Origin of the sequence: Streptomyces sp. NPDC002734 (genome assembly GCF_040295685.1) — a bacterium.
Lineage (GTDB): Bacteria > Actinomycetota > Actinomycetes > Streptomycetales > Streptomycetaceae > Streptomyces.
In genome coordinates this window covers 13,997-29,952 of sequence record NZ_JBEOVU010000055.1, presented here as the reverse complement: position 1 = coordinate 29,952, position 15,956 = coordinate 13,997, and the positions used below count along the sequence as shown (strand labels likewise).

Below are 15,956 nucleotides of genomic sequence, written 5' to 3'. Positions count from 1 at the left end.
TGGCACGCACGTCTGCGGCGTTGTCGTCGGTCGACGACGCTCCGCGTCGCCTCCCTCCTCCGCCTTGCAGCCGCACGCACCAGACCCCGCTCAGGGCGGTTGGCGAGCGAACCGGCAGCAAGAATGGCATGATCCGCCGGACAGGCCCTAGGCCGGCTGCAGCGCCTCCGCCCGCACGGCGCGGGCCCACTCGACGACCAGCTGTTCGTAGCGGGCGCGGTCCTGGGCGGTCGGCGCGCCGCTCGAACGGAGCCACAGCGCGCGGATCATGTCGTTCAGCTCGGCGGCTGAGCGCGCGGAATCACGGACCTCGGCGTTGAGGAGCATGGCGTCCACCCTAGGGGCAAGGTATGACACTCCGCTACCGTCCCACTACACATCGGCCGCGTGCGGGCTCAGCACACCCGTCGTGATCAGGCCGAGGATGAGCAGGCCGAGGGCGATCCGGTACCAGACGAACGGCATGAACGACTTGGTGCTGATGAACTTCATGAACCAGGCGATCACCGCGTAGCCGCAGACGAACGCGATCACCGTGGCCAGGAAGGTCGGGCCCCAGGAGACGTGGGAGCCCTCCGCGGCGTCCTTGAGCTCGAACAGGCCCGACGCCAGGACGGCGGGGATCGCCAGCAGGAAGGAGTAACGGGCCGCGGCCTCCCGGCGGTAGCCCATGAAGAGGCCGCCGCTGATGGTGGCTCCCGAGCGGGAGACGCCGGGGACCAGGGCCATGGCCTGGCAGAGGCCGAAGATCAGGCCGTCGCGGACGCCGAGGTGCGTCAGGTCCTTCGGCCGGCGGAGACGGTGCCGCCCGCCGCTCCCCACGGGCCGCCCGCCGCCCCCCACGGGCCGCACGCCGCTCCCCACGGGCCGCACGCCGCCCTCCACGGGCCGTTCGGCGGCCTCCGCGGCCCGCTCGGCGAGACGGTCGGCGACGCCGATGACGACGCCGACCAGGATCAGCATCGTGGCGGTGACCCGCAGATCGCGGAACGGGCCCTCGATGTGGTCCTTGAGGGCCACACCGAGGACGCCGATCGGGATCGAGCCCACGATCACCAGCCAGCCCATCTTGGCGTCGTGGTCGCGGCGCGCCTCCCGGTCCCGCAGGGAGCGGAACCAGGCACTCACGATCCGGCCGATGTCCTGGCGGAAATAGATCAGCACCGCGGCCTCGGTGCCGATCTGGGTGATGGCGGTGAACGCCGCCCCCGGGTCCTGCCAGCCGGAGAACGCGGCGGTCAGCCGGAGGTGGGCGCTCGAGGAGATGGGCAGGAACTCGGTCAGCCCCTGGACGAGTCCGAGGACGAGAGATTCGAACCAAGACATGGGTGCAGGTAGTCCAAGTGCTGATCGAGGAGGAAGGCCGGGTCACGGCGACGCCGGGGTGCGGGCACTGTAACGGTGCCGCGGCGTCCTCCCGGTGATCCACGGATGAACGGGAGGCGTCGCGTCGCCGACCGGTCAGCGTGCGCGCAGGTGGTGGCGCTTGCGCCAGGCGAAGACGGCGCCCCCGATGGCCGGGAGGGCGATGACGGCCACGGCGATCAGGAAGGCCGGCGAGGTGGGACTGGCGGCGCGGGCCCCGGCGACCGCGTAGGCGGCGGTGTTGGGGATCGAGCCGAGCGCGGTGGCGAGGAGGAAGGAGGAGGCCCGCATCCGGGAGACGGAGGCGCAGTAGTTGGCGGCCCAGAACGGGACGCCGGGGAAGAGTCTCAGCACCATCATCGAGCGGAAGCCGTGCCGGCTGAGCTGGCCGTCGGCCGCCTGGAGCCAGCGGGCCCGCAGCAGTGGCCGCAGGGCGTCCTGGCCGAGCAGCCGGCCGAGACCGAAGGCGAGACCCGCGCCGAGCACGGTGCCGCCGAGCGCCGTCGCCAGGCCCAGCGTCGAGCCGAAGAGCGCGCCGGCCGCCAGGTTGAGCACCGGGCGCGGGACGAAGGCCACGGTGCACAGCCCGTAGGCCACGCCGAACGCCAGCGCGGCGAGACCGCCGCCGAACTGGGGCGGCCAGCCGTCGGCGACCAGGCGCTGCGGCTCGAACATCAGGACCGTGCCGGCGGCGGCGGCCAGGAGGAGCAGCAACAGGCCGAAACGGGCCCACGGCGACAGCAGCAGCCGGGCGCAGCGGGCCAGCGGCCCGCGTGGCACGGGGGCCGCGGGCGGCGCCGGCGGGTGCGCCGGGTGCGCTGTCTTGGTCAGTTTGACGGGAGGGGTGATCACTAATCCAGCGGCCGCGGCGGGGGACGGTGCCGCGGCGGTGCCCCCAGAGCGGGTGGTGGCATCGAGCATTTGGCGACAGTAACCGAGGATGTGGGGTGTTCGCTCCCTACCGTGGCGTACGACATACCGTCATACCGGCACAATGGCTTGGTGAACGAGCCCGTACCCGTGTCCCGCGCCGTCGACCACGGCACCGCGAAACTGATGCCCGACGTGGACCGGGAGCGGGCCTGGCTGCTGACCGTCGACGGGGCGCCGCAGTCCTACGTCGACCTGGACGAACCGGCCCACCTGGAGTTCGAGTACACCCGGCGGATCGGGCACCTGGTCGACACGCTGGCCGAGCCCGGGGCGGCGCTGGACGTGGTGCACCTGGGCGGCGGGGCCCTCACCCTGCCCCGCTATGTGGCCTCCACCCGGCCAGGGTCCTGTCAGGACGTGGTCGAGTACGACCGCGGCCTCCTGGAGATGGTGCTGGAGCACCTGCCGCTGCCGGAGGAAACCGGTGGGGGCGGTGTCCGCACACATGTGGGCGACGCACGTGCGTGGCTGGAGAGCGCACCGGAGGACAGCGCGGACCTGGTGGTGGCGGACGTGTTCGGCGGCTCCAGGGTGCCGGCGCACCTCGCCTCGCTCGGCCTCGTGCGGGAGGCCCGGCGGGTGCTGCGGGACACGGGGGCGTACGTCGCCAACCTGGCGGACGGGGCGCCGTTCGCGTTCCTGCGCTCCCAGATCGCCACGGCGGCGGCCGTCTTCGCGGAGACGGCGCTGATCGCCGAGCCGGGTGTCCTGCGCGGGCGGCGGTTCGGAAACGCGCTGCTCGTCGCCTCGGACCGGCCGCTGGACGTGGCGGGGGTGGCCCGGCGGGTGGCCGCGGACGCGTTCCCGGCGCGGGTGGTGCACGCGGAGGCGCTGCGGGACTTCGCCCGGGGCGCGGCGGCCGTGGACGACGCGGACGCGGTCCCTTCCCCGGAGCCGCCCGACGGCGCCTTCGGCATCGGCTGACCTCGTCACCCCCCCGGGGGGCGGGAGCCGCTACCGGGGCGCCTCGGCGGGGGCAGGAGCAGGGACGGTGGCGTCGAGGGCGACCGGCGTGACCGGAGGGACGACGGCGTCGAGGGCGCCGCCCGCCTTGGGACGGGGGTCGGCCCGCAGGGTGAGGCGGCGGACGTCGGGAACCAGGAGGACCGTGGCGGTGACGAGGACGACCAGCGCCGCGCAGCCCCACAGCGCCGAGGTGCGTCCGAACGCCGTCTCGGCCGGCCCGGCCAGCGCCGTGGCCAGCGGCACCATCGCGATCGAGCCGAACCAGTCGTAGGCGGAGACCCGGGACAGCTTGTCCTCGGGTATCTCCTGGTGCAGCGCCGTCATCCAGGAGACGCCGAAGACCTCGATGGTCACGCCCGTTGCGAACATGATCCCCCACAGCACCCCGGTCGGCACCGGAACCGCGAGGGCGGCGCTGGGCAGCGCCAGTGGGAAGACGCACAGCGTGCCGGCCAGCAGCAGCCGCCGGGGCTTCCAGCGGGTCATCAGCAGACCGCCCGCCATCGTGCCCGCCCCGAACGCGGCCAGGGCCAGCCCCCAGGGGCCCGCGCCGCCCAGGCTGTCGCGGGCCACCAGCGGCCCGTACACCGCCTCGGCGGCGCCCACCACCGCGTTGGCCACCGAGAACTGGATCACGATGCCCCACAGCCAGGGGCGGGACGCGAACTCCTGCCAGCCCTCCCGCAGATCGGCGAGCATGCCGCCACCGGGTGCGCGCGGCGCGATGCCGCGGACGTCGAGCAGCGCCCGCAGCGAGGCGGCCACCGCGAAGGCGGCCGCGTCGACGGCCAGCACCCAGCCCGGGCCCATGGCGGCGACCATCGCCCCGCCGAGCGCCGCGCCGCCCAGCGAGGCGCCGTGCATGGCCATGCGGTAAACGGCGAAGGCGCGGCCGGCCTCGCCGGCGGGGACCGAGGAGAGCAGCATGCCCTCCGAGGCGGGACCGAAGAACGCCTGCGCCGCGCCGCCGAGGCCGGCCAGCAGCATCATCTGCCACAGCCGCGCCTCCCCGGCGATGACCAGCGCGGCGAAGACGGCCTGGGAGAGGCAGTTGACGGTGTTCGCCGCCACCATCACCCGGTGCCGGGGAAGCCGGTCGGCGACCGCCCCGCCGATGAGCAGGAACAGCACCAGCGGCAGCGTGCGCGAGGCCACCACCAGGCCGACGTCCCCGCCGGATCCGCCGGAGTCGAGCACGGCGAAGGCCGAGGCGATCATCGCGCCCGCGCCACCGAGGTTGGTGACGCAGGCGGCGGCGGTGAGCAGGACGTAGTTGCGGCGGCCGCCGGTGGACGGCGACGGTGCGGGCGGGGTGGTCACCCCCTGACTATCCCCGCTGACCAGGGCGGTCGCCAAACCCGTTTCCGGCCCTTACGGGACCGGACTCGTGCGGGACCTGCTCCCGGGAGGGCCGGTCCCGCACGAAGGAGCCGGACGTCAGCTCTTGGGGGTGCCGTGCAGGCGGACGGTGTCGAGCACCTTCATGATGGTCTCCTCGGACACCTCGTCCTCCACCCCGGTGGCCCCGAACAGGGTCCAGGCCACGAAGTCGCCGTTGGCGTTCTTGAAGCCGAAGGTGAGGGCCTTGCCGTCGGTGGCGCACTTGCCCTTGTCCGGGGTGTTCTTGGACCGGGCCCAGGCGATGCTGCCCTCGACGCCGGACGCCGTCGTGTAGGGCTTGGCCTTCTTGTCCCAGGTGACGCTCTTCTTGTCGGGCTGCGTGTAGCCGGCGAACACCCACGTGTTGGAGTGGTTGATCGCGACCTCGTCGGTGCTCTTCGCACCGTTGGCGCCCTTGGTGCCGACGGTGGCCAGGGCGGTCTCGTCCTCCCGGCCGTCCTTGTCGTCGTCCGAGACGCACCACTTCGACTTGTAGTACGCCGGCGCCGACATGACGATCAGCGGCTCGAGGTCGTCCGAGCCGTCCTCCTCGAACCCGATCAGCATGGTCGGGCTCTCCACCTCCCAGTCCGCCGGGACGTCGAAGGCGGTGCCCCACTTGGGGTTCACCACGACCTTCCAGCCGGGGACGGTCGGCTTGGGGCCCTCGCCGCGCGGGTTGTCCTCCGAGGACCCGGTGGGCTTCGGAGCCGGCTTCGAGGCGGACGCGGAGGCGGACGGCTTGCCGTCACCGCCGGCCACGACCTTCTCGTCGTCGTCGCCCAGCACGAGGAAACCGGTCACCGCGGCCGTCAGCACCACCGCGGAGGCGGCGACGATCGCGACCAGCTTCGTCCGCCGTGAGGGGTCCGAGGGACCGCCGCCGGCGGGCGGCTGCGCGGGGCCCGCCGGCCCGGCGGGCCCCCACTGGCCCTGCGAGGCGTAGGGGCCGGGCTGCGGCTGCTGCTGGTAGCCGGGCGACTGGTACGGGTTGGGCTGCTGCTGGTACCCCGGCTGCTGGTAGGGGTTCACCGGCTGCTGCGGGTTGTTCGGGTTCTGCTCGCCACCAGGCGGCTGCTGTCCAGGCCACATGAGCCGTAACCCTAGTCGCGCAGAGACACGCTTTGGTCACCGTTCCTCGTCCGTGGTGTAGCGATGCAGCAGATCCGGTTCCGGCGGATGGACGGTAGGCTTCCCGGCATACGGGCGCGGGTGCGGGCACGGGTGCCGACGCCCCCCGCGCCACGACGGCGACAGCGCGCACCGGTCGGTGGGGACCGGACACGACAACCCGGCGAGACGCGAGAGCGCAGGAAGAAGGCACAGGTGCACGTCCAGGAATGGCTCGAGACGGTGCCGGCGGGCGCGGTCTACGCGTTGGTGGGCATCGTCATCGGTCTGGAGAGCCTCGGCATCCCGCTGCCCGGCGAGATCGTGCTGGTCTCCTCGGCGCTGCTCTCCTCCCAGCACGCGGGCATCGACCCGCTGATCCTCGGCATCTGCGCCAGCGCCGGAGCGATCATCGGCGACTCGATCGGCTACGCCATCGGCCGCAAGGGCGGACGCCCGCTGCTGGCCTGGCTGGGCGCGAAGTTCCCGAAGCACTTCAGCGAAGGGCATGTGGCCGCCGCGGAGAAGTCCTTCGACAAGTGGGGCATGTGGGCCGTCTTCTTCGGCCGGTTCGTCGCCCTGCTGCGGATCTTCGCCGGCCCGCTCGCGGGCGTGCTGCAGATGCCGTACTGGAAGTTCCTGATCGCCAACGTCAGCGGCGGCATCGTCTGGGCCGGCGGCACCACCGCGGTCATCTACTACGTGGGCATCGTCGCCGAGGCGTGGCTGAAGCGGTTCTCCTGGGTGGGGCTGGTGCTCGCGGTGGCCATCGGGCTCACCTCGATGATCCTCATGAAGCGTCGGGCGGCCAGGATGACGGCCTCCGCCTCGGACGCCTCCGGGGACGAGGCCGGGGAGACGGACGGCGGGACGACGGCTGCGAAGACGGACGGCGCGGCGACGGACGAGGCCGCGGCGACCGTTCCCGACGGGACGGGGACCGCGCCCGCGGACCGGGCGGGGGAGACCGCGCCGGCGGCCGGGCGGGAGCCCGAGCCGGCCGCCGAACGCTGAGGCCGGCTCAGCCGGCCGCGTGCACGGCCCGGTGCGCCTTCGCCAGCTCCGTGTAGTGCGCCGCGTTCAGCCGGATCCCCGCGCGCTCCTCCTCGGTGAGCTCCCGCCGCACCTTGGCGGGGACTCCGGCGACCAGCGAACCGGGCGGCACGACCATCCCCTGCGGCACCAGGGCCTGCGCCGCCACCAGAGACCCGGCGCCGATCACCGCGCCGTTGAGCACGGTGGCGCCCATGCCGATCAGGCAGTCGTCCTCGACGGTCGCCCCGTGCACCACCGCGTTGTGGCCGATCGAGACGCCCCGCCCGATCGTCACCGGGAAGCCCGGGTCGACGTGGAGCGTGCAGTTGTCCTGGACGTTGCTGTCCTCGCCGACCACGATCGGGCCCGCCTCCGAACGCAGCACCGCGCCGTACCAGACGCTCGCGCCCCGGCGCAGCGTCACCTCGCCCAGCAGGACGGAGGCGGGCGCCGCGTAGGCGTCCTCCTCCAGGACCGGTTCCTTGCCGCCGATGCCCGCGACCAGCGCCTCGTGCGCCATTGCCCCTCCAGGTGGTAGCCGTTCCCCGGCACGGTATGCCACCGCCGCTGGGGTGAAGATCACAGGTCCCCGGCGGGGTCGCCATGCCGGGTGCTGGTTACCGTGAGCGGGTGCCCAAGACCCAGAACTCCCTCACAGCGTGGCGGCGTCGCGTCCTGCAGCGTGGCGTCCACGCCGCCTGGGCGTGGGTCCAGCGCACCGGAGCGGTGTCCGCCGAGCAGCCGGGCCGGCTGCGGTTCCGGTCGATGGGGCCGCACACCAAGCTCGCGTTCCCGCTGGGCACCGTCTTCGGCGAGCCCTGGATCGAGCTGGGCTCCTACTGCATCATCGGCGAGCAGGTCACCCTCACGGCCGGCCTGATGCCCGACCTCGACCTCGGTGCCGAGACGATTCTGCGCATAGGGAACGGCGTGGTCCTCGGGCGCGGCAGCCACGTCATCGCCGACACCACCGTGTCGATCGGCGACGACTGCTACTTCGGGCCCTACGTCTACGTCACCTCCACGAACCATTCCTACGACGACCCGCACCAGCCGATCGGCAAGCAGTGGCCGCGCACCGATCCGGTGGAGATCGGGCCCGGCTGCTGGATCGGCACCGGCGCCGTGATCCTGCCCGGCGCCCGGATCGGACGGAACGTGGTGGTCGGCGCCGGCTCGGTGGTGCGCGGGGTCGTCCCGGACCACTCCGTGGTCGTCGGCGCGCCCGCCAAGGTCGTCCGGCGCTGGACGCCCGACCAGGGCTGGCAGCCGCCGCTGCGCACGCCGGCGCCGTCCCCCGTCCCCGCCGACGCCACCCCCGAGCAGCTGCTGGCCCTGGCCGAGCTCGACGACGAGACGGTGGCGCGCCTGGCGGCCCTCGACGAGGAGGAGGCCGCCCGCCTGACCGCGCTCGACGGCAAGCCGGACGCCTCGGCCCCGCAGGCGGACCGGGACGCCTCCCCGGCCGCCCTCGACCTGCGCGAGGAGCGGGACACCGGTCTTCGACGGGCCGTGCGGAGCCGTCGGAGGTAGCGTCGGCCGCAGAACGCGCGCACCCCGGACCGGAGGTGCGGCGCGGGAGCGGAGGAGACCGATGAGCTTCACACCGACCCCGAACGGAACCCGCGGCGCGGCCCAGCCGGGCGCTCTGACGCGCCGGGTGAACGCGCTCGCCATGCGACGGATCGTGCGCCGCGGCGGCGGTCGCGTCATGGGCATGGAAGCACTGGTGCTGACCACCGTGGGACGCCGCTCCGGCCGGACGAGGAAGACGCCGGTGGCCCGCTTCGAGGAGAAGGGCGGGACCTGGCTGATCGTGGCGAGCGCGAACGGCGCGGCACGCAACCCGGACTGGTACTACAACCTGGCCGCCCACCCGGACCAGGTCGCCGTGACCCTGGACGGGCGGACCATGGAGGTCACCGCCGAGCAGCTGCGCGGCGAGGAGCGGGAGAAGGTCTGGCGGGTGATCACCGCCGTCCAGCCCCGCTTCGCCGGCTACACGGAGAAGACGGACCGCGAACTGCCGGTGATCCGCCTGACGCCCCGGTCGGTCCGCCTCGGCGAGGGACCCGACGCCTGAGGCGGGAGTTCCACCTCGCGGGCGGCGGCGGGGGAACCGGAGCGGTTCCGCTACCGTGCCCGGCATGCGCGCACCTCTGGGAGACTTCGCCGACGCCCGTCCCGCCACCGCCTGCCTCGACGAACTCGTCGGGCCGGTCGCCGAGGCGGTCAGGACCTGGGGCGGGAGCGTCCCGGCGGAGAACATCGTCTACGTCGACACCGACCCGGAGAAGGCGGACACCGCCGTGTTCGTCGAGCACTACGGGAGCGACCTGCTGGACGCCTCGGCCAACTGCGTCGTGGTGGCGGGCCGACGCGGCCAGGAGACCGGCTACGCCGCCTGCCTGGTGCTCTCCACCACCCGGGCCGACGTCAACGGCCTGGTGCGCCGCCGGCTGGGGGCGCGCAAGGCGTCGTTCGCCCCGATGGACACGGCCACCGGCCTGACGGGCATGGAGTACGGCGGGATCACGCCGGTGGGGCTGCCCGACGGGTGGCCGGTGCTGGTGGACTCCGCCGTGGCGGCACTGCCGTACGTCCTGGTCGGCAGCGGCCGGAGGCGGGGGAAGCTGCTGGTGCCCGGCCCGGCGCTGGCCGAGCTGCCCGGGGCCGAGGTGGTCGAGGGGCTGGGCCTCCCGGCCCGGGCCTGACCCTGTCCGTCCCGGAGGCGACGGCCGGCGCCATGGGACGGGTTTTCCCGGGAACATGCTGTGGGGAACGCCACTGGAGGCACGGCCGTCCGGGTCCGCGTCCCGGCCGCCGGTTTCCTAGGGTGGGAGAACGCCCTGTTCCCTGACGGCCCCCGCGGCCCGGAGACCTCATGCAGCTTTCGTCCCTGGCCGCGGCGCGGCCCGACCAGCCCGGCGGCATCGCCGGCTGGGCCGTCGATCTGGTGGAGCGCCTGGGCGGTCCCGGAGCCGGACTGGCGATCGCGCTGGAGAACCTCTTCCCGCCGCTGCCCAGCGAGGTGATCCTGCCCCTGACCGGCTTCGCCGCGGGACAGGGCGTGCTGAGCCTGCCCTCCGCGCTGTTCTGGACCACCCTGGGCTCGGTGGTGGGCGCGGTGGCCCTGTACTGGATCGGCATCCTGCTGGGCCGCCGCAGGCTCTACGCGGTCTGGGCGAAACTGCCGCTGGTGAAGACCTCCGACCTGGAGAAGACCGAGGACTGGTTCGCCCGGCACGGCACCAAGGCGGTGTTCTTCGGCCGGATGGTGCCGGTCTTCCGCAGCCTGATCTCGGTGCCCGCCGGACTGGAGCGGATGCCGCTGCCGGTGTTCCTGGGGCTGACCGGCCTGGGAAGCCTGATCTGGAACTCCGTGCTGGTCCTGGCCGGCTACTGGCTGGGCGACCGCTGGGAGCTCGTGGAGCAGTACGTGGGCGTGCTGTCCAAGGTGGTCCTCGGCGCGGCGGTCCTGGGGCTGGCGGCCTGGATCGCGGTCCGGCTGCGCGAGCGCCGCGCGGAGCCCGACGGCCGGTCCTGAGCACGGGGGCACGGGCTCGGGCGGCCCAGGCCGGGGCGGGGCGGCTCAGGAACAGACGGTCAGGCGGGCCACCAGGTGGTGCCAGGCGTCCTCGACCCGGTCCAGGCCCATGCCGCAGCGGACCGTCAGGTGATGGGTGAGCGACGTGCTCAGGAAGGCGAGCAGGGTGTGGGCGAGCAGCTCCACGTCGCCCTGCGCGCCGTGCTCGCGCAGCAGGTGCGTGAGGTGGGTGTGACGCAGCAGGTGGGGCGGGCTGCTGAGAGCGCGCAGCGGGTCGGTCTGCAGGGCCAGCCACAGCTCCGTGTGGCTGGCCTCGTGGCGCAGCACCGCCGGGCCGAAGGCGTGCAGTCGCTCCAGGGCGGGCGCGCCCGGGCCGACCGGCGGCGGGCCCGAGAGGAACGAGGTCTGGAACTGCCGCTCGCGGTGGTCGAGGAGGGCGAACAGCAGGCCCGTGCGGTCGCCGAAGCGCCGGAAGACGGTGCCCTTGCCGACGCCGGCCGCCTGGGCCACCGCCTCCATGGTCAGGTGCGCCAGGCCGTGCTCGCCGAGCAGCCGGGTGGCGGCGTCCAGCAGCCGCGCGCGGTTGCGGGCGGCGTCGGCGCGCAGACCGCAGGAGGCGGCCGCGGCATCCGCCGGCACCCCGGTCGTGGGGCCGACGACCGTGAGAGGTTCGCCGGAGGGCGGCGGTACAGCGGTGTCCATGAGCTTCACAGTACCGCAACACAGCGAAAGTGGACCGTGGTCCGGATAGGTGGTACAACTTTGAACGAGGGTCGGCGAGGCGGAGCGTTCCGCTTCCCGTCCAGGTGGTGAGCATCTGCTCGCCGCCACCCCTGTCATCCTGTTTCCCCAAGGAGTGCTCATGTCCGTCCGCATCCTCGCCCTTGTCGGCAGCCTCCGCGCCGGCTCGCACAACCGCCAGCTCGCCGAGGCCGCCGCCAAGCACGCCCCCGAGGGTGTGGAGGTGCAGGTGTTCGAGGGTCTGGCCGAGGTGCCGTTCTACAACGAGGACATCGACGTCGAGGGCTCGCTGCCCGAGGCGGCCGCCCGTCTGCGTGAGGCCGCCGGCTCCGCCGACGCGCTCCTGTGGTTCACCCCCGAGTACAACGGCACCATGCCGGCCGTGCTGAAGAACGCCATCGACTGGCTGTCCCGCCCGTTCGGCGCCGGCGCGCTGTCCGGCCGCCCGGTCGCCGTGATCGGTACCGCCTACGGCCAGTACGGCGGCGTGTGGGCCCAGGACGAGGCGCGCAAGGCCCTCGGCATCGCCGGCGCCGTGGTCGTCGAGGAGCCCAAGCTGGCCATAGCCGGCTCGGTCGTCCGCTTCGCCGAGCTGCACCCGGCCGACGACACCGAGGCCGTCGACGGCCTGGTCGAGGTGCTGTCCCAGGTCGCCGAGCGCACCCGCGCCGCCGCCGCCTGAGGCGCCCCGCTCCGCAACCGCCGCGACGGCGGCACGGGTCTTCGCCCGTGCCGCCGTCGCGGCGTTCCCCGGAGGTTCTCCGGACCTTCGCGACGTCAGCGGCCGATCCGCAGCAGACCGAGGAGAGCCATGACCGTGACCCAGCCCGCCGCCACCGCCTCGCAGGTCAGGGCCCCGCTGCCCGGGGGACCGGTGTGGCGGACCTTCGGCGACCTGCGCTCCCTGCTGCTGGCCCCCGAACTGCTGCTGCTCCAGGTGGCCCACCCGGTGGTCGGGGCCGGGGTCGCCGACCACAGCAACTTCCGCGCGGAGCCCTGGCCCCGGCTGGGCCGGACCCTGCTCTCGCTGAGCACGGTGATCTACGGCGGCCAGGAGGCCGCCACCGCCGAGGCGCGGCGGCTGATCGGCGTGCACGCCGGGATGAAGGGCCTCGACGCGTCCGGGCAGCGGTACTACGCGCTGCATCCCGAGGCCTACCACTGGGTGCACGCCACCCTGGTCAAGGCGCCGGTGGACGCGATGCGGCTCTTCGGGCACGGGCTCGGTGAGGACGAACTCGCCGCGTACTACCGGGAGATGCGGGACGTCGGGCGGGTCTGGGGGCTCAAGGAGCACCATCTGCCGCCCGACTGGCCCTCGTTCCTCGCCTACTACGACGCCATGGTCGCCGACCGGCTGGAGGTGAACCGGTCGGTGCGGGACGTGCTCGACGCGCTGGCCGCGCCCGCCAGGCCGGCGTCCTGGATCCCGGACGCGCTCTGGCGGCCGGTGGCCCGGGCGGCGGGGCGGGTCGCGCTGTTCGTGACCGTCGGAGTGCTCCCGCCCGTGCTGCGGGAACGTTTCGGGCTGTCCTGGTCCCCGCGGCAGGAGCGGCGGCTGCGGAGGTTCGCCCGCGTGGTGAGGTTCCTCGTCGCTCCGCTGCCGGTCAGGCTGCGCGTGGCCCTGGGCGGCGTCCTGGCCCGCCGTGCCGAACGCCGCCGACGGGCACGGGCCACGCGGGTGTGACCGGGCCCGGGCCGCGAGTGCGTGACGGGTGCCTGGCCGGGCGCGGCCTCCCCGCCCACGCGCCGGAACGCCCCCGGACGGCGGGAACGCCCCGGACGCGGAAACGCCCCCGGACGGCGGGAACGCCCCGGACGCGGGAACGCCCCCGCCCGGCCTCGCGGCCGGACGGGGGCGTCCCGTGGGGGTCGGGCGGCCGACGTCTCCCCGGATCGGATCGGCGGGCGATCAGACCAGGTCGAAGCGGTCGGCGTTCATGACCTTGTTCCAGGCCTGGACGAAGTCCTTGACGAACTTCTCCTTGGCGTCGTCGCTCGCGTAGACCTCGGCGACGGCGCGCAGCTCGGAGTTGGAGCCGAAGACGAGGTCGGCACGCGTGCCGGTCCACTTCTTCTCACCCGTGGCCTCGTCGAAGGCCTCGTACAGGTTGCTCTCGCCGTCCACCGGCTTCCACGTCGTGCCCAGGTCGAGCAGGTTGACGAAGAAGTCGTTGGTGAGCTTGCCCGGGGCGTCGGTGAGGAGACCGAGCTCCGAGTCCTGGTAGTTGGCGCCCAGGACGCGCAGGCCGCCGACCAGGACGGTCATCTCGGGCGCGCTCAGGTTGAGCAGGTTGGCGCGGTCGACCAGCAGGTGCTCGGCGGGCAGGCGGTTGGCCTTGCCGAGGTAGTTGCGGAAGCCGTCCGCCCTCGGCTCGAGCGCGGCGAAGGACTCGACGTCCGTCTGCTCCTGGGAGGCGTCCACGCGGCCCGCGGTGAACGGGACCTCGATGTCGAAACCCGCCTCCTTGGCGGCCTTCTCGACGCCGACGGCGCCGGCGAGGACGATCACGTCGGCCAGGGAGACCTGCTTGCCGCCGGAGAGGGAGGCGTTGAAGGACTCCTGGACGCCCTCGAGGGTGCTCAGCACGGTCTTGAGCTTCTGCGGCTCGTTGACCTCCCAGTCGGCCTGCGGCTGAAGGCGGATGCGGGCGCCGTTGGCGCCGCCGCGCTTGTCGCTGCCGCGGAAGGAGGACGCGGAGGCCCAGGCGGTGGAGACCAGCTGTGAGACGGACAGGCCGGACTCGGCGATCTTCGCCTTCAGCGCGGCCACGTCGGCCTCGTCGACGACCTCGAACTCGCGGGCCGGCAGCGGGTCCTGCCAGATCAGCGTCTCGGACGGGACCTCGGAGCCCAGGTAGCGGACGACCGGGCCCATGTCACGGTGGGTCAGCTTGAACCAGGCGCGGGCGAACGCGTCGGCGAAGGCGCGCTCGTCCTCGAGGAAGCGCTGCGAGATCTCCGCGTAGATCGGGTCCATGCGCAGCGCGAGGTCGGTGGTGAACATGATCGGCTGGTGGCGGACACCCTCGAGGTGGGCGTCGGGCACGACCTTGCCGGCGCCGTGCCGCGGACGCCACTGCAGCGCGCCGGCCGGGCTGTGGAACTGCTCCCACTCGTAGCCGAACAGGATCTTGAAGTACTCGTTGTCCCACTTGGTGGGCTCGTAGGTCCAGGCGCCCTCGAGACCGGAGGTCACGGTGTCCGCGCCCTTGCCGGTGCCGTGGCTGTTGCGCCAGCCCAGGCCCTGCTCCTCGAGGCCGGCCGCCTCCGGGTCGTCGCCGACCGCGTCCGCCGGGCCGTTGCCGTGCGCCTTGCCGAAGGTGTGACCACCGGCGATCAGGGCGACGGTCTCCTCGTCGTTCATCGCCATGCGGCGGAACGTCTCGCGGATGTCGCGGGCGGCGGCCAGCGGGTCGCCGTTGCCGTTGGGGCCCTCGGGGTTGACGTAGATCAGACCCATCTGGACCGCGGCGAGGGGCTCCTCGAGGTCACGGTCGCCGGAGTAGCGCTCGTCGGCGAGCCAGGTGGTCTCCGGACCCCAGTACACGTCCTCGTCGGGCTCCCACACGTCCGCGCGGCCGCCGGCGAAGCCGAAGGTCTCGAAGCCCATCGACTCCAGGGCGACGTTGCCCGCGAGGACCATCAGGTCGGCCCAGGAGATGGCCTGGCCGTACTTCTTCTTGACCGGCCACAGCAGACGGCGGGCCTTGTCCAGGTTGACGTTGTCCGGCCAGCTGTTGAGCGGCGCGAAGCGCTGCTGACCGGCGCCCGCGCCACCGCGGCCGTCGGTGATGCGGTAGGTGCCGGCGCTGTGCCACGCCATGCGGATCATGAACGGGCCGTAGTGGCCGTAGTCCGCCGGCCACCAGTCCTGCGACTCGGTGAGGAGGGCGGCGACGTCCTGCTTCACGGCGGCGAGGTCGAGGCCCTGGAAGGCCTCGGCGTAGTCGAAGCCCTCGCCCAGCGGGTTGGCGACCGCGGGGTTCTTGGCGAGGATCTTCAGGTTGAGCCGCTCCGGCCACCACTGGCGGTTGCCGCCGCCGGCGGTCGGGTGCGGGGCGCGCGCGCCGTGCGCGACGGGGCAGCCGCCCGTCTCCGCCTTCGGCTCGGTGACGATGGCGTCGTGGTTCTCAGTCAATGTCTGTCCTTCTGGATCAGGCGGTCACGGCTCAGGTGCTGCGAGCTGTGGGACTACTGCTGGCGAGCGGTGGAACAGGCGGGGCACAGGCCCCAGTACGTCACCTCGGCCTCTTCGATCACGAAGCCGTGGTTCTGGGAGGCGGTCAGGCAGGGGGCCTCACCGACCGCGCAGTCCACGTCGGCGACGGTGCCGCAGGAGCGGCAGACGACGTGGTGATGGTTGTCCCCGACACGCGCCTCGTACCGGGCCGGGCTGCCGGCCGGTTCGATGCGGCGGACCAGTCCCGCGGCCGTCAGCGCGTGCAGCGCCTCGTAGACGGCCTGGGTCGAGACGTGGCCCACGCGCTCGCGTACGCCGGAGGCGATCGCCTCGGCTCCGAGGTGGTCCCCGGCCCTGACGGTTTCGAGCAGCGCGACGCGGGCTGCCGTCACCCGCAGGCCGACGCCGCGGAGTTCCTCGGCGGGCGAGGCGGGGGTTGCGGTCATGGTCACGAACCATACACGGCTTGAGACGAGAGGTACAGAAAGACGAGTAATTCAAGTTTGGAAACGACGTTTCCGAGGCTATTTGTCTGTTTGATGATGGTTTCACGTCGGTTTCACGTCGTGTCGAGGCGATGCCGGATGCTTCGTACGGTCCGTCGAAAAAATCATCCGACGGGCCCGCGCGCGGCACGGTATGGTTCGCGGCGATGACGACTCACTCCATGAACAGATTGGGGGACCCGTCCGCGCA

At 73.1% G+C, this 15,956-nt stretch carries 17 protein-coding genes; 8 read left to right on the top strand and 9 right to left on the bottom strand.

All coding sequences use genetic code 11. The annotated features are described in order from the left end of the window. Window positions 1-147: 147 nt before the first annotated feature. The 3 genes from ABT026_RS31115 to ABT026_RS31105 form a co-directional block, all read right to left on the bottom strand. Window positions 148-327 (bottom strand): hypothetical protein, encoded by a 180-nt coding sequence (locus tag ABT026_RS31115; RefSeq protein WP_351118548.1) that lies wholly within the window; start codon window positions 325-327, stop codon window positions 148-150. 45 nt (window positions 328-372) lie between these two features. Next, on the bottom strand, window positions 373-1,326 hold the full coding sequence (locus ABT026_RS31110) for an undecaprenyl-diphosphate phosphatase (protein ID WP_351118547.1): 954 nt from the start codon (window positions 1,324-1,326) through the stop codon (window positions 373-375). A 135-nt stretch (window positions 1,327-1,461) separates the two neighbouring features. After that, the gene (locus ABT026_RS31105; protein ID WP_351118546.1) at window positions 1,462-2,286 is read right to left on the bottom strand and encodes a TVP38/TMEM64 family protein; all 825 of its coding nucleotides are present in this window, start codon (window positions 2,284-2,286) and stop codon (window positions 1,462-1,464) included. A gap of 81 nt (window positions 2,287-2,367) precedes the next feature. On the opposite strand from ABT026_RS31105, the gene ABT026_RS31100 reads away from it, so the two are divergent. Further along, window positions 2,368-3,222: a spermidine synthase gene (locus ABT026_RS31100; RefSeq protein WP_351118545.1), complete on the top strand. Its 855-nt coding sequence runs from the start codon at window positions 2,368-2,370 to the stop codon at window positions 3,220-3,222. Between the two features lie 30 nt (window positions 3,223-3,252). Here the strand turns inward: ABT026_RS31100 and ABT026_RS31095 are convergent, their stop codons facing one another. Both ABT026_RS31095 and ABT026_RS31090 read right to left on the bottom strand, forming a co-directional pair. Next, window positions 3,253-4,584 carry an MFS transporter gene (locus tag ABT026_RS31095; protein WP_351118544.1) on the bottom strand — a complete coding sequence of 444 codons (1,332 nt, stop codon included), beginning with the start codon at window positions 4,582-4,584 and terminating at the stop codon, window positions 3,253-3,255. Window positions 4,585-4,701: 117 nt separating this feature from the next. Continuing rightward, window positions 4,702-5,736: a DUF8017 domain-containing protein gene (locus ABT026_RS31090; protein ID WP_351118543.1), complete on the bottom strand. Its 1,035-nt coding sequence runs from the start codon at window positions 5,734-5,736 to the stop codon at window positions 4,702-4,704. Between the two features lie 234 nt (window positions 5,737-5,970). On the opposite strand from ABT026_RS31090, the gene ABT026_RS31085 reads away from it, so the two are divergent. Further along, a complete protein-coding gene (locus ABT026_RS31085) occupies window positions 5,971-6,768 on the top strand; it encodes a DedA family protein (RefSeq protein WP_351118542.1) in 798 nt (265 codons plus the stop codon). A gap of 7 nt (window positions 6,769-6,775) precedes the next feature. On the opposite strand, the gene ABT026_RS31080 is transcribed toward ABT026_RS31085, so the two are convergent. Then, entirely contained in the window at window positions 6,776-7,309 is a 534-nt protein-coding gene (locus ABT026_RS31080) for a gamma carbonic anhydrase family protein (protein WP_351118541.1), read from the bottom strand. A 110-nt stretch (window positions 7,310-7,419) separates the two neighbouring features. Here ABT026_RS31080 and ABT026_RS31075 point away from each other — a divergent pair, with 110 nt between their 5' ends. The 4 genes from ABT026_RS31075 to ABT026_RS31060 all read left to right on the top strand — a co-directional run bounded on the left by ABT026_RS31075 (window position 7,420) and on the right by ABT026_RS31060 (window position 10,336). Continuing rightward, window positions 7,420-8,322 (top strand): acyltransferase, encoded by a 903-nt coding sequence (locus ABT026_RS31075; protein WP_351118540.1) that lies wholly within the window; start codon window positions 7,420-7,422, stop codon window positions 8,320-8,322. Window positions 8,323-8,383: 61 nt separating this feature from the next. Further along, window positions 8,384-8,872, top strand: a complete 489-nt coding sequence (locus ABT026_RS31070) for a nitroreductase/quinone reductase family protein (RefSeq protein ID WP_351118539.1) — start codon at window positions 8,384-8,386, stop codon at window positions 8,870-8,872. 64 nt (window positions 8,873-8,936) lie between these two features. Further along, window positions 8,937-9,503: a YbaK/EbsC family protein gene (locus ABT026_RS31065; RefSeq protein WP_351118538.1), complete on the top strand. Its 567-nt coding sequence runs from the start codon at window positions 8,937-8,939 to the stop codon at window positions 9,501-9,503. Window positions 9,504-9,673: 170 nt separating this feature from the next. Continuing rightward, window positions 9,674-10,336, top strand: a complete 663-nt coding sequence (locus tag ABT026_RS31060; RefSeq protein WP_351118537.1) for a DedA family protein — start codon at window positions 9,674-9,676, stop codon at window positions 10,334-10,336. Between the two features lie 45 nt (window positions 10,337-10,381). Here ABT026_RS31060 and ABT026_RS31055 read toward each other — a convergent pair whose 3' ends face one another. Further along, window positions 10,382-11,038: a TetR/AcrR family transcriptional regulator gene (locus tag ABT026_RS31055; RefSeq protein WP_351118536.1), complete on the bottom strand. Its 657-nt coding sequence runs from the start codon at window positions 11,036-11,038 to the stop codon at window positions 10,382-10,384. Window positions 11,039-11,198: 160 nt separating this feature from the next. On the opposite strand from ABT026_RS31055, the gene ABT026_RS31050 reads away from it, so the two are divergent. Together ABT026_RS31050 and ABT026_RS31045 are read left to right on the top strand one after the other, a co-directional pair. Next, window positions 11,199-11,759 carry an NAD(P)H-dependent oxidoreductase gene (locus ABT026_RS31050; RefSeq protein ID WP_351118535.1) on the top strand — a complete coding sequence of 187 codons (561 nt, stop codon included), beginning with the start codon at window positions 11,199-11,201 and terminating at the stop codon, window positions 11,757-11,759. Window positions 11,760-11,888: 129 nt separating this feature from the next. Further along, window positions 11,889-12,764 carry an oxygenase MpaB family protein gene (locus ABT026_RS31045; protein ID WP_351118534.1) on the top strand — a complete coding sequence of 292 codons (876 nt, stop codon included), beginning with the start codon at window positions 11,889-11,891 and terminating at the stop codon, window positions 12,762-12,764. A gap of 225 nt (window positions 12,765-12,989) precedes the next feature. Here the strand turns inward: ABT026_RS31045 and katG are convergent, their stop codons facing one another. Then, the gene (gene katG, locus ABT026_RS31040) at window positions 12,990-15,218 is read right to left on the bottom strand and encodes a catalase/peroxidase HPI (RefSeq protein WP_351118533.1); all 2,229 of its coding nucleotides are present in this window, start codon (window positions 15,216-15,218) and stop codon (window positions 12,990-12,992) included. A 53-nt stretch (window positions 15,219-15,271) separates the two neighbouring features. After that, complete coding sequence (locus tag ABT026_RS31035) at window positions 15,272-15,706, bottom strand: Fur family transcriptional regulator (protein ID WP_351118532.1); 435 nt, start codon at window positions 15,704-15,706, stop codon at window positions 15,272-15,274. Between the last annotated feature and the right edge of the window lie 250 nt (window positions 15,707-15,956).